The organism is Poseidonocella sedimentorum, from assembly GCF_900116005.1.
Lineage (GTDB): Bacteria > Pseudomonadota > Alphaproteobacteria > Rhodobacterales > Rhodobacteraceae > Poseidonocella > Poseidonocella sedimentorum.
In genome coordinates, this window is the sequence record NZ_FOYI01000005.1 from 220,303 (window position 1) to 239,425 (window position 19,123).

Genomic DNA, 19,123 nt, shown 5'->3' on the forward strand with positions numbered 1-19,123 from the left:
ATGAAACTCGACAGACGAATGTTTATCGGCACCGGGGCTGCCGCTACGGCGAGCCTTGCCGCGCCGATGCTGCGCGCCGATGGCCACGCAAAGCCGCGGGTCGTGGTGATCGGCGGCGGCGCGGGCGGGGCGACCGCCGCGCGCTATATCGCCAAGGACAGCGAGGGGGCGATCTCTGTCACCCTCATCGAGCCGACGCGGACCTACTACACCTGCTTTTTCTCCAACCTCTACCTCGGCGGTTTCAAGGAGATCGGTGATCTGGCCCACAGCTACGGCGGCCTCGCCGCGAGCGGCGTCAACGTGGTCCATGATTGGGCCGTCGGGGTGGATCGCGATGCCAGGACCGTGGCGCTCGCGGGGGGCGGATCGGTGGGCTATGACAAGCTCATCCTCTCGCCGGGGATCGATTTCGTCGAGGGCGCGGTCCCGGGCTGGGATCTCTCCGCGCAAAACGCGATGCCCCACGCCTACAAGGCCGGCTCCCAGACCGAGCTGCTGCGCGCGCAGCTTCGCGCCATGCCCCAGGGCGGGACATTCGCGATGGTCGCGCCGCCCAACCCCTACCGCTGCCCGCCGGGCCCCTATGAGCGGGTCTCGATGGTGGCGCATTACCTCAAGGCCAATAATCCGACCGCCAAGATCCTCATCGCCGATCCCAAGGAGGGCTTTTCCAAACAGGCGCTCTTCGAAGAGGGCTGGGCGGCGCATTACAGCGGAATGATCGAGCGCATCGGGCCCGATTTCGGCGGCGGCGACGCGTCGGTCGATCCCGTGGCCATGACCCTGACGATCGACGGCGACGAGACGCCGGTCGATGTCTGCAACGTCATACCGGCGATGAAGGCGGGCCGGATCGCAGAGCTCGCGGGCGTGACCGATGGCAACTGGGCGCCGGTCAATGCCGCCGACATGTCGTCAAAGGCCGATCCGGACATCCACGTGCTCGGCGACGCGAGCCAGCAGGGCGATATGCCCAAGTCGGGCTTTTCGGCCAACAGCCAGGCCAAGGTCTGCGCCAATGCGGTGCGCGGCGCGCTGACCGGAAGCCGCGTCTTCCCGGCGCGTTTCTCCAACACCTGCTGGTCCTTGATCGATATCAATGACGGGGTGAAAGTTGGCGCTACCTATGAGGCGACCGATGAGAAAATCGCGAAGGTAGACGGGTTTGTCAGCCAGACCGGAGAAAGCGCGGAGGTCCGGCAGGCCACCTACGAGGAATCCGAGGGCTGGTACGCGGGGATCACCGCCGACATGTTCGGCGCCTGAACCGTGCGCCCGATGCTCCGGCGGGCGATCCGCCGGGGCCACAGCGAAGATGGAGGGAATGATGCGCAAACTGGCAATTGCACTGGCGCTCGTCGCCGGGCCGGCCATGGCCGAGGACGCGATCGTCACCGGCTATGACGGCAGTTTCGAGGATGCGGCCTTTGCGGTCGAGAACGCCATCGTCAACGCGGGGCTGGTGATCGACTATGTGAGCCACGTGGGCGAGATGCTCAACCGCACCGGCGCGGACGTGGGCTCCGACGCCGCTCTCTATACCCAGGCCGATGTGTTTCTCTTCTGCTCGGCGGTGGTGAGCCGCCAGGTGATGGAGGCCGATCCGCTCAACCTCGTGCATTGCCCCTATGGCATCGCCGTGGCGGAGACCGCGGAGGGCGTCTTGATCCTGCACCGCGATTACCCCGAAGGCGCGATGCAGGCGGTCGAGGACCTTCTGGCCGGGATCGTCGCCGAGGCCGCGGCGTTCTGATGGATTACGCAGGTTTCTTCCGCTCCGAGCTCGATGCCCTGCGCGAGAGCGGCAACTATCGCCATTTCGCCGAACTGGAGCGCCGCTGCGGGGCGTTCCCCCGGGCGCAGTTTCATGGCGGGCCAGCCGCTGACGAGGTGACGATCTGGTGCTCCAACGACTATCTCGGCATGGGCCAGCACCCCGATGTGCTGGCCGCGATGCACGAGGCGCTGGACACGACCGGCGCCGGCGCGGGCGGGACGCGCAACATCTCCGGCACGACCCACGCCCATGTCCTGCTCGAAGCCGAGCTTGCCGATCTGCACGGCAAGGAGGCCGCGCTGCTCTTTACCTCGGGCTATGTCTCCAACTGGGCCACACTCGGCACTTTGGGCGCGCGCATCCCCGGGCTCACGATCCTGTCGGACAGCCTCAACCACGCCTCGATGATCGAGGGGATCCGCCATTCCCGGGCGGACCGGGTCATCTGGGCCCATAACGATCTGGCCGATCTCGAAGCCAAACTTGCCGCCCTGCCGCTGGATGCCCCGAAGCTCATCGCCTTCGAATCCGTCTATTCCATGGATGGCGACATCGCGCCCATCGCCGCGATCTGCGATCTGGCCGAGCGGTATAACGCGATGACCTATCTCGACGAGGTCCACGCGGTCGGGCTCTACGGGCCGCGCGGTGGCGGGATCGCCGAGCGCGAGGGGCTGATGGACCGGATCACCGTGATCGAGGGGACGCTGGGCAAGGCCTTCGGCGTCATGGGCGGCTATATCGCGGCCTCGGCGGATCTGTGCGATTTCATCCGCTCCCATGCCAGCGGGTTCATCTTCACCACCGCGCTGCCCCCCGCCGTGGCGGCCGGGGCGCTGGCCTCGGTGCGCCATCTCAAGGCCTCTGGCGCCGAGCGCGCGGCGCATCAGGATCGGGTCGCAAACCTGCGCGCCCGGCTCGACGAGATCGGCCTGCCGCATCAGGAAAACCCGAGCCATATCATCCCGGTGATGGTCGGCTGTCCGGTGAAATGCAAATACATCACCGACCGTCTGCTCGCCGATTACGGGATCTACATCCAGCCGATCAATTACCCCACGGTGCCCAAGGGGACCGAGCGGCTCAGGATCACGCCCTCGCCGGTGCACAGCGCGGCGCAGACGGATCAGCTCGTGGGCGCGCTTGAAGAGCTCTGGGCGCAATGCCAGCTCGCGCGGCTGCCGATGGCGGCGCAGTAGGGCGCTCAGCCCCCCGGGATGAAGCGGTAGCCCGCGCCATCCCGCGCCGCCCGGCCGATCCCGCCATTGGGCAAGTGAAATCCCACGAAGGGCATCTGCTCGGTTGCGAGCCGGTCCAGCAGCGCCGTACGGGTGGCCGCCGCGGTCGCGCCGTCCTGATCCGAGCCGCTTTCCCAGTCAGGCTGGCGGAAGGCGACATGGTGGTTGCCGATGGCATCGCCGATGACGAGCGCCGCGTCGCTCCCTTGCCGTACTTCGAAACTCATGTGCCCCGGGGTGTGGCCAAAGCTGGCCATGGCCGCGATTCCCGGCAGGATCTCGGCGCCATCGTCAAACAGCGTGACACTGTTTTCGATGACCTCCATCCGCCGCCGGGCCCCGACCGCGAAGGCCGCGCGCGCCTCGCCGATGGTGGTCACCGTCTCGGGGTTCCACCAGTAGTCCCACTCGCGCCGCCCCATGAAATATTGCGCTTGGGTGAAGAGCGGATCGCCGAAATCGTCGAGCAGCCCCCAGATATGATCGGGATGGGCATGGGTGAAGGCGACATGGGTGATGTCCTCGGGGCTGAGCCCCAGGGCGGCGAGGCTGTCGGTGATCGTGCCCGCGCTCGGCATGAAATCGGGGCCCGAGCCCACATCGAAGAGAACGCGCGTCTCGCCGTCCTCGAAGAGCGCGAGGTTGCATTCGGGGGTGAGCTGGGGGCCGGTGAGGCCGAACTCGGCGCGCAGCGGGGCGAGCGCGTCCTGCGGCATGGGGCCGAAGATGAACTCCGCGGGCAGGGTCAGATGCCCGTCGCTGACCGTCCTGAGCGTCGCGCCGCCCAGGGCAAGCTCGGCCACGGCAAAGCGCGGCAGGGCGGCGGCAAGCGGGGCGGCGGCGGCGCCGTGAAGCACCTGGCGGCGTGAAAGCTTCATGAGACCTCCCATCAAATTCTCATGATTGAATATGACGTAAGCCGCGCGCCGACGCAAGGAAATCGCGGGCGCGCCGGTGGTCAGTGGGCGAGAAGTACGGGCAGCTCGGTCTGTTCGATGAGCGTGCGGCTGGTGCCGCCGAACACCGCCTGTCGCAGGCGCGCATGGCCGTAGCCCCCCGCGACGATGAGCCCGGCACCGGTTTCGCGCGCGTGATCGAGGATCGCGCCGCCGATCTCGCGTTTGCCGGCGGGAAGCTGGGTCAGTGTCACGCTGCAGCCGTGATGGCTCAGCCACGCCGCCGCGCCCGCGCCCGGCTCGATCCGGCCGCCGGCGACATCCTGCGCCGGTTGGTCGAAACAGACGATCCCGACCTCGCGCGCGGCTTTCAGACAGGGGAGCGCCAGATGCGCGGCCCGCGCACAGGCAAGGCTCTCGTCCCAGGCCAGCAGGACGCGCTCCGGCGCGAGGCCCGGGAGCGTGTTGATCACCGCCGGGATGGGCGCGTCGAAGAGCACGGCCTGCAGCATTTGCGCGAAAGCGCCATCCTGCTCGCGCAGCTCCGGCGCGAAGAAGGCCGCATCGGCCGTCCGGGCCGCCTGCGCGATGCTCTCGCGCAGGTCGGGTTGCGACACAAAGAGCGGGCGGATGTCGGCCGACGCGCCTTCCTGATCCATGATGGCGTCGATCTCGGCGATCCGCGCCTCCAGCGCCTTGCGCCGCGCGCCGATCTCCTCGGGCCATTCTTCGGGGATGGAAATCGTGCCGTAGGGCAGAGCCGCATAGGCCGCGACCGGCAGCGACGGGAAGGCGGCGTGCACGAGGATCGTCAGGTGCAGATCACGCGCAAGCGCGATGCCGGCCGCCTCGCGCAGGAGGGCGTCTGGCGTGGTGAGGGCGATGCAGAAAAGCGCGGTGTCTCGGGACATGGGGTGATCCTTTTGCGGGGTGGTGCGGGTCGATGCTGGCACGCGCCGGCGCCCGGCACCCTGACATAGATCAAGAGGCGTCAGCGTTTCAGCCGGGCCCGCGCCTTGCGGTAGGACGAGCGGTTGAGGGCGATGAACTGCTCCAGCGCGCGCCCCAGAACGCCGCCGCTCTGGTGCTTGAGGTAGAGATAGCCCGCCGCGCTGGAGGCAAAGCCGCCGATCGCGTTGAGGATGAGATCACCCATCGTGTCGTCGAGCCCGGATTTCTGCATGTTGAGCCCGAATGTCTGGTCCATCCCGTATTCGAACACCTCCCACAGCGCGCCGATCATCATCGCGACGCAAAAGCTGATGAAGGCCAGCGCGGAGGGAGGCGCGGCGAAGCGGTCGCCGTCGAAGAGCATGAAGACAAAGAGAAATCCGATGAGGCCGAAGCCCACCGCCGCCGAGCCATGCAGCGCCAGATCCCACCACCAGACCCGGTTGTAGAAGTCAAAAAGCTCGCCCAGCACGAGGGAGGCGAAGATGAACGCCGTGGTGGCGACGAGGAAGGGCATCGGCAGGCGCAGCGAAAAGCGCTGTGCGAGGAGCGGCGGCAGAAAGGAGAGCACCAGCGAGGCGAGGCTTACGAAGGCCAGCGAAAAGCGGCCCAGCACGAGCGAGACCAGCGTGCCCAGGAGCAGCGCCGACCAGATCACCCGCATCACCGGCCCGCTGGTCCGGAGCGCCGTCCGGATCGCCGTGTGAATCGTCTCGCGCAGCCCGCTGCGTTTGGGCCCTGCTTGCCGCTGTTCCACCTGTGCCTCCTGAAATCCACATCGTTGATCGCTATATCATATATATGTCAGAGCAGCAGATCCGCATCGTGAGCTACAATATTCGCAAGGCCCGGGGGTTGGACCAGCGCCGGGATCCGGGGCGGATCCTCGATGTGATCAACGCGCTGGAGGGCGATATCGTCGTGCTGCAAGAGGCCGACCGGCGCCTCGGCGTGCGCAAACCGGCGCTGCCGCCGGCGATGATCGAGGCCCAAAGCGACTATCGGATCGCGCCGGTCGCGCGCAACGGGGTGAGCCTCGGCTGGCATGGCAATGCGGTGCTGGTCCGGCCCGGGATCGAGGTCGCTGAGGTGGCGCATCTTGCGCTGCCGGGGCTGGAGCCGCGCGGCGCGGTGATGCTGCGGCTTGGCGGCGCGCTCGATCTGTCGCTGGTGGCGACACATCTGGCGCTGCGGCGGCGGGACAGGCTTGCGCAACAGGCGACCATCGCCGCGGCGGTCCCCGAAGAGCGCCCCGCGATCATCGCCGGCGATTTCAACGAATGGGCCCCGCGTTCGGGCTTCGAGACGCCCGGCGCGCGCTATACCGTCCATGCTCCGGGACGCAGCTTCCATGCCTCGCGCCCCGTGGCGGCGCTCGACCGATTTGCCCTCAGTCCCGAGATTGACCTCCGCGATGCCGGGGTCGACACCGGCCCCACCGCCGCGCGCGCCTCGGACCACTTGCCGATCTGGTGCCGGGTGTCAGTGCCCGCCGAAGGCACCGCCCAAGCGGGATAAGCGCGGCGTCAGGAGCCTGCGGGCACTTTCGTGGCCTCGCGGTGAATTTCCTCCATCGCCTTGCCGCAGATCTCGACGAGCTTTCCGGTCTCGTCGCGGTAATCGTCCAGCGCCTTTTGCAAAAACCGCGCCTGGATGTGCTGCATCCGGTCCGCCGTGCCTGCGTGCAGCAGCTCATGGTGAAGCCGGACATCCTCCCGGACACGTCCGGCGAGGAAGGCGAGCCATTCGGCGCCCATGTCGCTCGTCGCCTCCAGCCAGCGCACCCCGAGCCAAGACACAGGGCCGAGCCCGGCGGCCTGGATCTCGGTGAAGGTGCGGATGATCGCATCGGGGTCGAGCGGCGATTGCGGCTCGGCGGCGCTTTCGTCTTGCTTGCGTGATGGGCTCATGTGTTCTCTCCTCCGGGACAGGGCCCCACAATACAGCCGCGCCCCGCCGCCGGTTTGATCTGCGTCAATGGCCTGTGGCTCGCGCTGGGGCATCGGGGGAGTATGACAGAGCATTTCCATCCCGGTCTCAGCCCCGAAGAGGTCACCGCTGCGCGGGCCGCGCACGGGGACAACGCGCTTCCCAAACTCCCGCCCCAGCCGTGGTGGCGCGCGCTGCTGCGCCAGTTCGAAAGCCCGCTGATCGTGATCCTCGGTCTCGCGGCGCTGGCGGCGGGGATGCTGGGCGAGATGGTCGATGCAGTCGTGATCGGGGCGGTGATCGTGCTCAACGCAGTGCTCGGTTTCGCACAGGAATGGCGGGCGGAGCGGGCGCTCGCAGCCTTGACCGCGATGCTGGTGCCCACCGCGACGGTGCGCCGCGCGGGACTTGCGCGCGCGGTACCGGCGACCGAGATCGTCCCGGGCGATATCCTTCTGCTGGCGGCGGGGGACCGGATCGCGGCCGATGGCGCGCTTGTCTCGGCGGCCGATTGCGAGGTGGATGAGAGCATCCTGACGGGCGAATCCCTGCCGGTAAGGAAACTGCTCGGCGCCGAGATTTCGGCCGGGACCTCCGTCGTGTCGGGCCGCGCCGAGGCGCGGGTGACGGCGACGGGGCCGCGCACCGCCTTTGCCGAGATCGCCCGGCTGACCGGCGGGGTCGACCGCCGCCCGACGCAGCTTCAGATCGCCCTCGGTGCGCTCGCGCGGTGGCTCGGGCTTGCCGCCATCGCCGTGGGCGGCGGGGTCGCGCTTCTGGGGATCATGGTCGGCAAGGACGTGTTCACGATGGTCCTGACGGCGATCTCCCTTGCGGTCGCCATGGTGCCCGAGGGGCTGCCCGCCGTGGTGACGATCACGCTCGCGCTCGGGGCGCGGGCGATGGTGCGCAAACAGGCGCTCGTGCGACGGATGCAGGCGATCGAGACGCTCGGCGCGGCCTCCGTGATCTGCACCGACAAGACCGGGACGCTGACCGAGAACAAGATGACGGCAACGCGGCTCTGGGCCGCCGGGCTGGAGGCCGAGGTCACCGATCCCGAGGCGCGCGCAGGGCTCGCGCCGGTCTTGCCGCGGATGGCCGAGGTCTGCCGCTCCTGCACCCACGCGAGCCGGCACCGCGGCCTGGATGGCGCGCTGATCGAAAACGGCAGCCCGACCGAGCTTGCGCTGCTTGCGCTTGCCGAAGGGCTGGATGACGCGCCCCGCTCCGGGATGCTCAGCGAGAGGCCCTTCACCAGCGATCGCAAGCGCATGTCGTGCCTCATCGAGACCGGGGCGGGGCCGCGCCTTCTGACCAAGGGCGCCCCCGATGTGCTTTTGGGCCTTGTGAGCCATATCGCGACCGCCGGGGGCGATGTGCCCCTTGACGCGGGCTGGGCCGCGGCGGCGCAGGCGGCGCATGAGCAGCTCGCGGCGGGCGGGATGCGGGTCATCGCACTGGCCGACCGGGCCGCGGTGGATGCGGCGGACACGGCCGAAGAGCGGCTCACTCTGCTTGGCTTCGTCGGGCTCATCGATCCGCCCCGAGCCGAAGTGGCGGGGGCGGTGGCGCGGGCCGGCGCGGCGGGTATCCGGGTGATCATGATCACCGGCGACGGCGCCATCACCGCCCGGGCCATCGCCGGCGCGCTGGACATTCCCGCCGACCATGTGCTGACCGGGGCGCAGCTCGCCGAGATGCCGGATGACGCGCTGGCCGAGGCGCTCGACCGGCCGGTGCTCTTTGCCCGGACCCGCCCGGCCGACAAGCTCCGGATCGTGCAGGCGCTGCAGGCGCGCGGCGCGGTGGTGGCGATGACGGGCGACGGCGTCAACGATGCGCCCGCGCTCAAGCGCGCCGACATCGGCGTGGCGATGGGCCAGCGCGGCACGGACGTGGCGCAAGAAGCGGCGGATGTGATCCTGCTCGACGACAACTTCACCACCATCGTCAATGCCATCGACGAGGGCCGGCGCCAGTTCGCCAATATCCAGAAATTCGTGCGCTACCTGCTGAGCTCCAACGCGGGCGAGGTGCTGGCGCTGGTGGCCAACCTGATCATCGGTGGGCCGCTGATCTTCCTTGCGACCCAGATCCTGTGGATGAACCTCGTGACCGACGGGGTGACCGCCGTGGCGCTCGGGCTGGAGAAGGCCGAGCCGGGCCAGATGCGCGCGCCCCCGCGACAACCGCGCGCGCCGATCCTCGGGCTCTCGGGCTTTGCGATGATCCTCGCCTTCGGGCTCTACACCGGCGGCGCGAGCCTCTTTCTGTTCTACAGCGTCCTTCCCGTCGATCCCGCGCTGGCCAACACGCTGGCCTTCACCGCGATGGTGGTCTTCGAGAAGATGTCGGTCTTTGCCTTCCGCTCGCTGCGCACGCCGGTGACGCGGATCGGCTGGGCGTCCAATCGGCTCCTCATCGGCGCGCTCGTCATCACGCTGGGGCTTCAGGTCTCGGTGGTCTACATTCCCGTGATGCAGCAGATCCTGCACACTGTCCCGCTCGGGCTCATCCATTGGCTCTGGATCGCGGGGCTGTCGCTGCCGCTCGTCGCGCTGCCGGAGCTAGCCAAGGTCGTCACGTTCGCCCGTCAACAGCGGCGTGACCTCCGCTTCCAGCCGGATGCGCGCATCCACGGCGAATAACCCTTCGGGCGAGGCGATCAGCGGGTTGATGTCCATCTCGGCGATCTGGGGCAAGGCGGTGCAGAGGTCCGAGACCGCGACCAGAAGTTCGGCCAGCGCGCGGGCGTCCACGGCCGGCATGTTGCGATAGTCGCCCAGCAGGCGGGCGATCTTCGTGCGGGCGATCAGCTCGGTGGCGCGCCCGGGCGTGAGCGGGAGCAGCGCGGTCGCCACATCGTCGAGCAGCTCCACCAGCGTCCCGCCCGCGCCGAAGGTCAGCACATGGCCAAAGACCGGATCGCGGTTGACCCCGACCAGAAGCTCGCGCGGGTGGGCGGGGGCCAGCATCGGCTCGACCGTGACGCCCTCGATCCGCGCGTCGGGGCGGCGCGCCTGGGCCGCGGCGACGATCTCGCGGAAGGCGGCCTCCACGGCGTCGCCCGTGCGCAGGTTGAGCCGCACGCCCTCGACCTCGGATTTGTGCGAGATGTCGGGCGAGGCGATCTTGAGCACCACCGGCCCGCGCGTTTCGACGAAGCGCCGCACCGCCTCCTGCGCCGTCGCGGCGGGCTGCGGGACGGGGCAGGGGATGCCGGCCGAGGCAAGCAGCCGGCGCGATCCGGTATCGCTCAGGAGCCCGGCGGGCAGCGGGCCAAGCTCGGCCAGAGTGCGGGCCAGACCGCTGGCCTCATCTGGCCCCCGGGGGGCGGCGATCCGCGGTGTTTCGGGCGCGCCGGGGCTGGCGGTGGAGGCTTGCAGCGCGGCGGCGAAGGCTTGAACGGCATTCTCCGGCAGGTCGAAATCGGGCACCCGCTGGCGGCGCAAACGGGCCCGCGCCGAGGCGACGGAGGCCCCGCCGAGAAAGCAGGAGAGCACGGGTTTCTCCGCGCGGTGATGCGCGGCGAGGACGGCATCGGCCACCAGATCCGGCGCGGTCATGGATTGCGGGCTGAGCAAGGTGAGCACCGCGTCGAACCCCTCGCTGTCGAGGCAGGCGTCGATGGTGGCCCGATACTGCGCGGCGGTGGCATCGCCCACGATATCGATCGGATTGCGCCGCGACCAGTTGCGGCTCAGGACGCCGTCGAGCCGCTCGCGCAGATCCTGGGGCAGGGGCGCCGGGTGCAGCCTGCGGTCGGAGAGCCGGTCGGCGGCCAGCACACCCGCGCCGCCGCCGTTGGTCACGATCGCGAGCCGCCCGCCGGGAAGGCGCGGCGCGGCGGTCAACAGCCGGCCCGCGTCGAGCAGCCCGCCGAGCGTGGCGACCTGCACCGCGCCCGCCTCGCGCAGCACCGTGCTGAACACCCGGTCCGAGCCGACCAGCGCGCCGGTGTGGGTGGCGGCGGCCTCTGCGCTTTCGGCGTGCCGTCCTGCCTTGAGCACGATCACCGGCTTGCGGCGGCAGGCCTCGCTCAGCGCAGCGCGGAACCGCGCGCCGTCGCGCACCCCTTCGACATACATCGCGATGACGGTTGTTTCGGGATCGGTGCAGGCCATTTCAAGCGCGTCGGAGAGCCCGAAGTCGTAGGAATTGCCGAGCGAAACCATGAAGCTGAAGCCCAGTCCCTGGCCATCGGCCATGTCCGCCAGCCCCGAGCAGATCGCCCCCGATTGGGACAGGAGCGCAAGCCCGCCGGGCGCTGGCATCGCCGGTTGGAAGGTGGCGTTCATCCGCAGGCGCGGGCGCAGCAGGCCGAGACAGTTGGGGCCGATGAGCCGGATGCCCGCCTCGCGCGCCACGCGCAGGAGCCGCTCGCGGCCCGCCGGCCCGTCGCCGTCGTTGAACCCGGCCGTGATCACGATCGCGGCGCGCGTGCCCACTGCCCCGCAATCGCGCAATGCGGCGGGGACGGCCTGCGGCGGGATCGCAAGCACGGCCAGATCGGCGCGGCGCCCGCCCGCCACCTGCGAGGCGACGCACGGGTGCCCGGCGACGGTCTCGTACTTGGGGTTGATCGCGATGATCTCGCCGCCGAACCCCTGGGTCAGCAGGTTGCGCAGGATATGCGCGGCGGGCGAGGTTTCGCGCTCCGAGGCGCCATAGACGGCGATGGCGGCGGGGTTGAGGAAGGGCTCGAAGGACATGGGCGCTCCATCTGGGTTACGGGCGGCTCGGCCAGGACAACTTGGCCAGGACAGCTTGGCAAAAACAACTCGGGCCACCCTGCCACGGCGGCCCGAACGGGAGTATGACGCGGCCCTCCCGGCCGGCGGGGCTACTTGCTGAAGAGCACCGGCAGGTTGGCCGATTTGAGCAGCGCCGATGTCGTTGCCCCGACGACGAAATCATAGGCCGAGGAGTGGCCGAACGCCCCGGTGGCGATGAGATCGGCGCCCATTTCGAACCCGGTCTGGAGCAGCGCCTGGGCGATGCCGTCGGCGCCGCTGCCATCCACATGGCGCACATCGACGGAGGCCCCGTGCCGGGCGAGCGCGGCGGAGAGATCGAGCAGATCGGCGTCGCGCAGCGCGTCCCCTCCGTGGGGCTGGACCCGCAGCAGCGTGATCTCGGCGCCCGGCCGGGCGAGGGCCAGCGCATCATGCGCGGCGCGCGCCGCCTCGCGGGTGTCGCTCCAGCCGACGAGGATCCGGTTGCCGATCTCCGGCCCCTCATAGCCGTTGGGCACGACGATCACCGGCCGCCCGGAGTGGCGGATCACGGCGCTCTGGACGCGGCGCTGATCGTAGCGGTCCACCTCGCGGTCCTCATGCGCCATGATCACCAGATCCGCCGCGCGCGCGCTTTCGATCATCCGCTCCGACGCCGAGTTGGACTGCGCCTGCAACAGGCGGTATTCGCTCACGAAATCCTCCCCGCGGGTGCGCGTTTCGAACGCCGCCTTGATGCCCTCCGCGGCGTGCTTTTGCTCGGCGTTGAAGGCCTTGAACATCTCGTCGGTGACATGCATCGCGATCCCGGGGTAGATCTCCAGCGCCTCCAGCGTGTGCAGACCGATCAGATGCGCACCGTGCCGCCGGGCGAGCGGGATCGCGGCCCCGAGGATGGCGGGGGTGTGCTGCTCCGTGGTGAGGCAGGTCAGGATGGTCTTGAGTGTCATGGTGGTCCTCCGATGGTCATCGTCCGGGGCGGCTGCCCCGCTGCGGGGCCAGCGACGAGCCGCGCTCCTCGGGCGGCAGCGTCGCGCCTTGCCCTCAGGGTACAACGCGCCCGGGCGGCGGGATTGATCCGCGTCAATCGACGGTTCCGGGGGAGGCGGTCGGGCAGGGCGCCCGCAAACGCGCCGCGCCCGCCCCGGGGAAGGAGGCGGGCGCGGAGGTCCGGTCGATTTTGGGGATTGGCCCGGACGGGGCCGATGCGGCGTTGGCTCAGTTGAGCTGGGACTGGGCCCGTTGGGCCAGCGCATCGGCGGCAAGAATTTCGACCGTGTGGATGCCGCGCAGCCGGATCACGCCGGATTTGCGCAGCGCCGAGAAACAGCGGCTCACGGTCTCGGTGGTCAGCCCGAGGAAATCGGCGATATCGGCCCGGCCCATGGGCAGGGTGATCTCGGGGGCGCCGGCGCCCCGGGTGCCGACCCGCTCGCTCAGGGCGCCGAGGAAGGAGGCGACCTTCTCGGACGCCGATTTGCGGCCCAGCATCATGAAGTGATCCTGCATCCCGCTGATCTCGCGCAAGGCCGCGGCCATGAGCGCCTTGTGCAGGGCCGGATCCGCGCTGCCGTCTTCCAGCAGCCGCCGGGGAATGGGGCGCAGCACCGCATCGCGCAGCGCATCGCAATCGGTATTGTAGAGCCCCTCCGCCGGGAAGCCGATGATATCGCCGGGAAATCCGAAGGCGATGATCTGGCGCCGCCCGTCTTCCAGCACCCGTGTGAGCCGGACCGAGCCGCTTTCGATCAGGTAGAGGTTGTCGACCTCGTCGCCCTCGAAGAAGAGATAGGCCCCCTCGGCGATCCGGGTGCGCGCGCGCGGATGGCCGGCGCTCTGGGGAATGGGGTGGACCCCGGCTGCGGTATCGGTAGAGATCGTGACGTACATCGTGGAACCCTCGGCGTTGCTTGGGTCCTTATTGAACGCGCCATGTAACCCGGAGTAGCGTGCGCACGCGGCATTATGTATCGTTTTGTAACCGGGCCCCGACAGGCATGCACTCCGGACATGCTCCCCGGGATCCGCTCCGGGCCTCAAGAGGGGTGGCGCGTCGCGCAGTACTTGGAGATCGCCATGTCTGAACCACCGATTGCCGTGATCGTCGAGGATGAGGCGAAGATCCGCCGCGTCCTGCGCAACCTTCTGGAAGACGACGGGTTCGAGGTCCGCGAGGCGGAGGACGGGGCGACGGCGCTCGCGCTGCTGGACGCGGCGGCCCCCGCGCTCATCACGCTCGACGTCCAGCTCGGCGGCGAAAGCGGGCTCGATATCCTGCGGGAGATCCGCAAGGTCTCGCGCGTGCCGGTGATCATGGTGACGGGCAAGGATGACGTGATCGACCGCATCGTGGGGCTCGAGATCGGGGCGGATGACTACATCGTCAAACCCTTCCACGTGCGCGAGGTTCTGGCCCGCGTCCACGCGGTCCTGCGGCGGCAGGAGGGGCCGGGCAATGCGCCGGCCGAGGCGGGCGCGGCCGATCCCGGCATCGCGCTCGACGGGCTCACGATCCATCTGGAGCGGCTCGAAGTGCTCGGGCGGGACGGGGCGCCCTGCGCGCTCACCACCGCCGATTTCGCGCTGCTCAAAGTGTTTCTCGACCGGCCCAGACGCGCCCTGTCGCGCGATCAGCTGATGGACCTCATCGGCGGCGCGCAATGGTCGCCGCTGGATCGGACGATCGACAATCAGGTCGCGCGGCTGCGCAAGAAGATCGAGCGCGACCCGGCGCAGCCGCGGCTCATCAAGACGGTGCGCGGTGTGGGCTACATGCTGGCCGAAGACGTGCTCCGGCCCGGCGATCAGGGACGCTCGGCAAAGAGCGCCTGAAGCCGCTCGGCGAGTTCGGCCTGCCGGTAGGGTTTGTTCAGCACCTCCAGATCGCTGGAGGCATCGAACTGCCCGGTGACAACGTCATTGGCGTAGCCCGAGGTGAGCAGGACCCGGATGCCGGGATGCTCCTCGCGCAGTTTGCGCGCAAGATCATAGCCGTTGAGCGCCCCCGGCATCACCAGATCGGTGAACACCGCATCGACCGCGACCCCGCGCTTGATCATCGCATAGGCCGCATCGCCGCTCTCGGCCTCCAGCGTGCGATAGCCAAGGTCCGTGACCCGCTCGATCGACAGCCGCCGGACGCGGGGGTTGTCCTCTACCACCAGCACGGTCTGGCCCCGCCCGCGCGCAGCGGTGGCACCCGGCGCCTCGGCGCCCGTCCCGGCGCCATCCGTGTGATGCAGGGCGGGGAAATAGAGGCCGAAGCTCGTCCCATGGCCGGGCTCGCTGTAGAGCGTGATGTAGCCGCCCGACTGGCGCACGAAGCCGTAGACCATCGCGAGCCCGAGCCCGGTGCCGCCGGTCTCGGACTTGGTGGTGAAGAAGGGCTCGAACGCCCGCCGCTGGGCCTCGGGGCTCATCCCCGTGCCGCTGTCGCGGATCGACAGGCGAATGTAGTCGCCTCGCGCGATGTCGGTTTCCTGGGCCATGTAGCTGTCTTCGATGGAGATGGGCGCGATGGAAATCACCAGCTCGCCGCCCCCCGGCATCGCATCGCGGGCGTTGATCGCAAGGTTGATCAGCGCCGATTGAAGCTGCACCGGGTCGATCTCCACCTCGGCCGGCCCCGGCGGGAACTCGGTGCGGATGCCGTAGGTCTCGCCGATGGAGCGTTGCAGCAGCGCGAGCGTCTCCTCGCACAGCGCGCGCAGATCGGCGCGGACCGGTTTGAGCTGCCCCTTGCGGGCAAAGACCAGCAACCGCGAGGTGAGATCCGCGCCAAGCTCGGCCGATTCCAGCGAATCCCGGATGAGCCGCAATTGTCGCTCATCCGCGCCGCGCATCTCCAGCAGTTCGAGATTGCCGATGATCACCGTCAGCAGGTTGTTGAAATCATGCGCGATGCCGCCCGTGAGCTGGCCGATCGCGTCCAGCCGCTGGGTCCGGGCGAGGGCCTCTTGCGTTGCGCGGCGTTCGGTCAAATCGTGCAGGATGCCGATGAAAAGCTGGAGGCCATCGATCTCGGCGCGGCCCACCGAGAGATGCAGCGGAAAGACCGTCCCGTCGGCGCGGAGCCCCTCCACATCGCGGCCAAGCCCGATGATCCGTTTCTCGCCGGTCTCGATATGGTGGCGCATGAAACCGTCATGCTGCGCGGCCATGGCGGCGGGCATCAGCATATTCACGCGCTGCCCCACCATCTCGGCCTGATCCCGCCCGAACATGGCCGACGCCGCGGGATTGGCCCGCAGGATGGTCCCGTCCGCCTCGGCGACGATCATCGCATCTACCGCCGCCTCAAGGATCGCGCTCAGCAATGCGCTGTCGTGTAGCTTGTCTTTCACGGGCCTGCCCCCTCTTGGCGGGGATACTGCCCGGGGCGGCGGGCGGAGGGCAAGACAAGATCAGGCGCGCGTGCCGCTTTCCCGTTCTGGCGGGTCCAGCGCGCTCAGCAACGCCATGAACCGCGTGAGGTCGGAGAGGGTGAGCACCCCGTCGAGCCGGCGCCCCTCGACCACGAGGAACTTGCGCCGCCCGGTGCGCGCGACGCGAGACAGGACCTCCAGCGCGCCGGTGCCGGGCGCCAATGTCGCGGCATTTTCCAGCGCGACGAAGACGTCGTTGATCTGGGTGGTGTCCCAGTTGTCGCGATCGATGGTGTTGAGCACGGCGCTGTCGATATAGCCCAGAAGCTGCGCGCCCTCGACCACGGGCACGAAGCTCACGCGCCGCGGCAGCATGATCTCCTCGACCAGGGCGCTCAGCGTCATGTGCGGCGAGGCGGTGATCGCGTTCGGGGTCATGAGCGTGCGGGCGGTCTCGGCCCCGAGAAGCTGCTTGGTCCGCGCGCTCTCGATGCTGCTGCGCGCCGCCATCAGGATGAAGACCCCGATCAGCACCTGCCACGCCCCGCCGATCTGGATCCCCTGAAACAGGCCGAGCAGCCCCAGCCCGATCAGCAGGTAGGCAAAGACGACGCCGCTGCCCGCCGCGCGCTCTGTCGCCTTCAGCAGATCGCCGCCGCGCGCCCAGAGCACCGCGCGCAGGATCCGCCCCCCGTCCATCGGAAAGGCGGGCAGCAGGTTGAACAGCGCAAGCACAAGGTTGATCAGCCCCAGATAGGCCGCAATCGCCGAGACCGGCCCCGCCCCGCCCAGCACCGCCAGCAGACGCGACAGAAGCCCAAAGCCCCCCGCGAGCGCGAGGCTCATCGCCGGCCCGGCGATGGCGATCCAGAATTCCTCGCGCGGATGGCGCGGCTCGTCCTCAAGCTCGGCGACCCCGCCGAAGAGAAACAGCGTGATGCGCGGCACGGCGATCCCGTAGAGCCGCGCGACGAGGGCGTGGGCCATCTCGTGCAGCAGGAGCGAGACGAAGAAGAGGACCATTCCGACGCCGCCCATGACCAGATAATCGATCGGGCTGAGGCCGGGCGCGCGCAGGGGAAACACCTGGGTCGAGAGGCTCCAGGTGATCAGCGCGGCGATCAGGATCCAGCTGGCCGCAATGCGGATCTCGATCCCGGCAACGCGCAAGATGGGCTGACTGAGGTTGAACATCGCGGTCTCGCCTTTCAGGGCTGAGGCTAGCGCAGGGGGCGCGGGGCGGGATTGATCTGCGTCAACCAGCGGCGCGGCGGGGGCGCTCACCGGAAGAGGCTCGCAACGAGATAGGCGATGGCCGCCGCGCTCGATCCGATCAGGAAGGTCTCGAGGCCCGAACGCCACCACGGCGCGAGCGACCAGCGGCTCTTGGCCGCGCCGATCAGGAAAAAGACCGCGAGCGTCGAGACGACGGAAATCACGAAGGCGTTCGCGAGCCCCAGAACGAAGGGCAGCAGCGGAACGATCCCGGCGCAGAGGAAGGACAGGAAGGTGGTCAGCGCGGCGCGAATCGGGCGCGGAGCATCGCGCGCCAGCCCGTATTCCTCGGTCAGCATGAGCGCGATCCAGCGTTCCTCGTTGTGGGAAATCGCCTCGGTCGCGCCGTCGAGGATATCGCCCGAGAGGCCCTGTTGCTGCAGGATCTGCCGCAGCTCTTCGAGCTCGCCCGCGCGGTGATCGCGCAAATGGCGGCGTTCGGTGTCGAGCACGCGGCGGCGGTCGTCCAGTTCGGCGCGGGTGCCGGCGAAATTTCCCGCCGCCATGGAGAAGCCGTCGGCGAGGATATTGGCCGCCCCGAGCGCGAGGATGACCCCGTGCGAGAGCCCGGCCCCCTCGACCCCGGCCACGATGGCAAAGGTCGTGACCGCGCCGTCGATCGCGCCATAGACGATGTCCCGAAGCTGGGTGCCGGTGTTGCGCCGGGCCAGCCGTTCGGCGATCTGTGTCGGGGTATGTCCATGCTCGTCGGTCATGGCCGCCACACTCGCACAGGCCCGCGCCCCGCCGGTTGATCAAGGTCAATCGCGCGAGGTGCCGCGGGGGCTAGACTGGTGGCACCGGACGCTCCCCGAAACACCAACCGCCGGACCGCGATGCCCGATCTGAGCCTCATTTCCGCCGCGGCCCTCTTCGCGGTTTCGGCCTTCGCCGTCTGGCAGGCGGGCGCGCGTCTGGCCTATCTCGCCGATGCGCTGGCCGATCGGTTCCATCTGGGAAAATCCATCGTCGGGCTGGTCGCGCTGTCGACCGCGACCTCCCTGCCGGAGATCGCCACAACGCTCAGCGCCGCGGTGAAACAGTCGCAGGACCTGGTGCTCAACAACCTCTTCGGCGGCGTCGCGCTCCAGACCGCGATCCTCGCCATGGCCGATTTCTGGGCGCGCGGGGCGATCACCAACTACCCGCGCAGCGCCAATCATGCGCTCGAAGCGGCGCTCCTCAACCTCATGCTGGGGCTGACGATCGTCCTGCTGGTGATCGGCGGGCGCTGGTCCTTTGGCTGGATCGGGCTCGGCAGCGTGGTGATCGCGCTGGTCTATGCCGGGGCGATCTGGCTGCTGCGCCGCTACGACCGGCAGGGGGGCTGGGTCCCCGTCGATCTGCCGGACTTTGAGCCGGGGGAGGGACCCGTCCCCGGGGATCTGCACCGCCTGCCTTCGTGGCGGCTCCTGTCGCGCGCGTCGGCGTTCTGCGCGCTCATCCTCGTTTTCGGCGTGGGGCTGGTGATCAGCGCGGAGGCGATCGCGACCCAAAGCGGCCTCGGAGCCAGCTTTGTCGGGGTCACGTTTCTGGCCGCTGCCACCTCGCTGCCCGAGCTCACCACGAGCATCGCCGCCGTGCGCATCGGCGCCTATACCCTCGCGATTTCCAATATCTTCGGCAGCAACCTGATCATGATCGTACTCGTCTTCCCGGCGGACCTGCTCTACACCCGCGGGCCGATCCTGCACGCGCCCACGCCGATCCTTTTCGCCTCGCTCGGCTTCGGCATTCTGGTGACGTCGATCTTCCTCATCGGGCTCATCGTGCGGCGCAAGCCGCGGCTGGGAAAGGTGGGGCTCGATTCCGTGTTGGTCCTTGGTGCATTCGTCGCCAGCCTCGCGGTCTATTTTGCGCTGCGCTGAGCGCCTCGCCTAATCTTTCGGTAACCAGTTCTGGCCTAGCGTGCTGCGGGTATTCCCCATCCCCCGCAAGGGGCGCGCAACGC

At 69.0% G+C, this 19,123-nt stretch carries 17 protein-coding genes; 7 read left to right on the plus strand and 10 right to left on the minus strand.

Translation table 11 applies throughout. The features are described 5' to 3' along the window. Genes BM353_RS09485 through hemA form a run of 3 tightly spaced genes read left to right on the plus strand, consistent with a single transcriptional unit; the run spans position 1 to position 2,979 of the window. Positions 1–1,269, plus strand: a complete 1,269-nt coding sequence (locus tag BM353_RS09485; protein WP_092079843.1) for an NAD(P)/FAD-dependent oxidoreductase — start codon at positions 1–3, stop codon at positions 1,267–1,269. A 58-nt stretch (positions 1,270–1,327) separates the two neighbouring features. After that, positions 1,328–1,756 (plus strand): DUF302 domain-containing protein, encoded by a 429-nt coding sequence (locus tag BM353_RS09490; RefSeq protein WP_425439405.1) that lies wholly within the window; start codon positions 1,328–1,330, stop codon positions 1,754–1,756. After that, positions 1,756–2,979 (plus strand): 5-aminolevulinate synthase, encoded by a 1,224-nt coding sequence (gene hemA / locus BM353_RS09495; RefSeq protein ID WP_092079845.1) that lies wholly within the window; start codon positions 1,756–1,758, stop codon positions 2,977–2,979. Before BM353_RS09490 ends, hemA begins: the two co-directional genes overlap by 1 nt. A gap of 5 nt (positions 2,980–2,984) precedes the next feature. On the opposite strand, the gene BM353_RS09500 is transcribed toward hemA, so the two are convergent. The 3 genes from BM353_RS09500 to BM353_RS09510 all read right to left on the minus strand — a co-directional run bounded on the left by BM353_RS09500 (position 2,985) and on the right by BM353_RS09510 (position 5,622). Continuing rightward, a complete protein-coding gene (locus BM353_RS09500) occupies positions 2,985–3,896 on the minus strand; it encodes an MBL fold metallo-hydrolase (RefSeq protein ID WP_092079849.1) in 912 nt (303 codons plus the stop codon). Positions 3,897–3,976: 80 nt separating this feature from the next. Continuing rightward, the gene (locus tag BM353_RS09505) at positions 3,977–4,825 is read right to left on the minus strand and encodes a universal stress protein (protein ID WP_092079852.1); all 849 of its coding nucleotides are present in this window, start codon (positions 4,823–4,825) and stop codon (positions 3,977–3,979) included. Positions 4,826–4,905: 80 nt separating this feature from the next. Further along, the gene (locus BM353_RS09510) at positions 4,906–5,622 is read right to left on the minus strand and encodes a DUF2238 domain-containing protein (RefSeq protein WP_245759611.1); all 717 of its coding nucleotides are present in this window, start codon (positions 5,620–5,622) and stop codon (positions 4,906–4,908) included. Positions 5,623–5,666: 44 nt separating this feature from the next. Between BM353_RS09510 and BM353_RS09515 the strand changes: the two genes are divergently transcribed. Next, positions 5,667–6,383 (plus strand): endonuclease/exonuclease/phosphatase family protein, encoded by a 717-nt coding sequence (locus BM353_RS09515; protein ID WP_092079855.1) that lies wholly within the window; start codon positions 5,667–5,669, stop codon positions 6,381–6,383. An 8-nt stretch (positions 6,384–6,391) separates the two neighbouring features. Here the strand turns inward: BM353_RS09515 and BM353_RS09520 are convergent, their stop codons facing one another. Next, a complete protein-coding gene (locus tag BM353_RS09520; RefSeq protein ID WP_092079858.1) occupies positions 6,392–6,775 on the minus strand; it encodes a hypothetical protein in 384 nt (127 codons plus the stop codon). A 102-nt stretch (positions 6,776–6,877) separates the two neighbouring features. On the opposite strand from BM353_RS09520, the gene BM353_RS09525 reads away from it, so the two are divergent. Then, complete coding sequence (locus tag BM353_RS09525) at positions 6,878–9,445, plus strand: cation-translocating P-type ATPase (RefSeq protein WP_092079861.1); 2,568 nt, start codon at positions 6,878–6,880, stop codon at positions 9,443–9,445. Here the strand turns inward: BM353_RS09525 and BM353_RS09530 are convergent. The 3 genes from BM353_RS09530 to BM353_RS09540 all read right to left on the minus strand — a co-directional run bounded on the left by BM353_RS09530 (position 9,365) and on the right by BM353_RS09540 (position 13,423). Beyond that, positions 9,365–11,509 (minus strand): acetate--CoA ligase family protein, encoded by a 2,145-nt coding sequence (locus tag BM353_RS09530; RefSeq protein WP_092079864.1) that lies wholly within the window; start codon positions 11,507–11,509, stop codon positions 9,365–9,367. The two genes, BM353_RS09525 and BM353_RS09530, sit on opposite strands and share 81 nt — an antisense overlap. Positions 11,510–11,640: 131 nt before the next feature. Then, positions 11,641–12,483: a universal stress protein gene (locus BM353_RS09535; protein ID WP_177220514.1), complete on the minus strand. Its 843-nt coding sequence runs from the start codon at positions 12,481–12,483 to the stop codon at positions 11,641–11,643. Between the two features lie 268 nt (positions 12,484–12,751). Further along, positions 12,752–13,423, minus strand: a complete 672-nt coding sequence (locus tag BM353_RS09540; RefSeq protein ID WP_092079870.1) for a helix-turn-helix domain-containing protein — start codon at positions 13,421–13,423, stop codon at positions 12,752–12,754. Positions 13,424–13,609: 186 nt separating this feature from the next. Between BM353_RS09540 and BM353_RS09545 the strand changes: the two genes are divergently transcribed. Then, positions 13,610–14,365 (plus strand): response regulator, encoded by a 756-nt coding sequence (locus BM353_RS09545; RefSeq protein WP_092080041.1) that lies wholly within the window; start codon positions 13,610–13,612, stop codon positions 14,363–14,365. Here BM353_RS09545 and BM353_RS09550 read toward each other — a convergent pair. The 3 genes from BM353_RS09550 to BM353_RS09560 all read right to left on the minus strand — a co-directional run bounded on the left by BM353_RS09550 (position 14,338) and on the right by BM353_RS09560 (position 17,888). Then, the gene (locus BM353_RS09550) at positions 14,338–15,876 is read right to left on the minus strand and encodes a PAS domain S-box protein (RefSeq protein ID WP_245759612.1); all 1,539 of its coding nucleotides are present in this window, start codon (positions 15,874–15,876) and stop codon (positions 14,338–14,340) included. The two genes, BM353_RS09545 and BM353_RS09550, sit on opposite strands and share 28 nt — an antisense overlap. A gap of 60 nt (positions 15,877–15,936) precedes the next feature. Next, entirely contained in the window at positions 15,937–17,091 is a 1,155-nt protein-coding gene (locus BM353_RS09555; protein ID WP_143104137.1) for a site-2 protease family protein, read from the minus strand. An 86-nt stretch (positions 17,092–17,177) separates the two neighbouring features. Next, complete coding sequence (locus tag BM353_RS09560) at positions 17,178–17,888, minus strand: VIT1/CCC1 transporter family protein (protein ID WP_092080047.1); 711 nt, start codon at positions 17,886–17,888, stop codon at positions 17,178–17,180. 78 nt (positions 17,889–17,966) lie between these two features. On the opposite strand from BM353_RS09560, the gene BM353_RS09565 reads away from it, so the two are divergent. After that, entirely contained in the window at positions 17,967–19,040 is a 1,074-nt protein-coding gene (locus tag BM353_RS09565; protein ID WP_092079876.1) for a sodium:calcium antiporter, read from the plus strand. The last annotated feature ends 83 nt before the right edge of the window (positions 19,041–19,123 follow it).

Coding starts and splice junctions, on each gene's coding strand:
- BM353_RS09485 (WP_092079843.1), top strand. CDS start 1: ATGAAACTCGACAGACGAATGTTTATCGGCACCGGGGCTGCCGCTACG.
- BM353_RS09490 (WP_425439405.1), top strand. CDS start 1,328: ATGATGCGCAAACTGGCAATTGCACTGGCGCTCGTCGCCGGGCCGGCC.
- hemA (WP_092079845.1), top strand. CDS start 1,756: ATGGATTACGCAGGTTTCTTCCGCTCCGAGCTCGATGCCCTGCGCGAG.
- BM353_RS09500 (WP_092079849.1), bottom strand. CDS start 3,896: ATGAAGCTTTCACGCCGCCAGGTGCTTCACGGCGCCGCCGCCGCCCCG.
- BM353_RS09505 (WP_092079852.1), bottom strand. CDS start 4,825: ATGTCCCGAGACACCGCGCTTTTCTGCATCGCCCTCACCACGCCAGAC.
- BM353_RS09515 (WP_092079855.1), top strand. CDS start 5,667: ATGTCAGAGCAGCAGATCCGCATCGTGAGCTACAATATTCGCAAGGCC.
- BM353_RS09520 (WP_092079858.1), bottom strand. CDS start 6,775: ATGAGCCCATCACGCAAGCAAGACGAAAGCGCCGCCGAGCCGCAATCG.
- BM353_RS09525 (WP_092079861.1), top strand. CDS start 6,878: ATGACAGAGCATTTCCATCCCGGTCTCAGCCCCGAAGAGGTCACCGCT.
- BM353_RS09530 (WP_092079864.1), bottom strand. CDS start 11,509: ATGTCCTTCGAGCCCTTCCTCAACCCCGCCGCCATCGCCGTCTATGGC.
- BM353_RS09535 (WP_177220514.1), bottom strand. CDS start 12,483: ATGACACTCAAGACCATCCTGACCTGCCTCACCACGGAGCAGCACACC.
- BM353_RS09540 (WP_092079870.1), bottom strand. CDS start 13,423: ATGTACGTCACGATCTCTACCGATACCGCAGCCGGGGTCCACCCCATT.
- BM353_RS09545 (WP_092080041.1), top strand. CDS start 13,610: ATGTCTGAACCACCGATTGCCGTGATCGTCGAGGATGAGGCGAAGATC.
- BM353_RS09555 (WP_143104137.1), bottom strand. CDS start 17,091: ATGTTCAACCTCAGTCAGCCCATCTTGCGCGTTGCCGGGATCGAGATC.
- BM353_RS09560 (WP_092080047.1), bottom strand. CDS start 17,888: ATGACCGACGAGCATGGACATACCCCGACACAGATCGCCGAACGGCTG.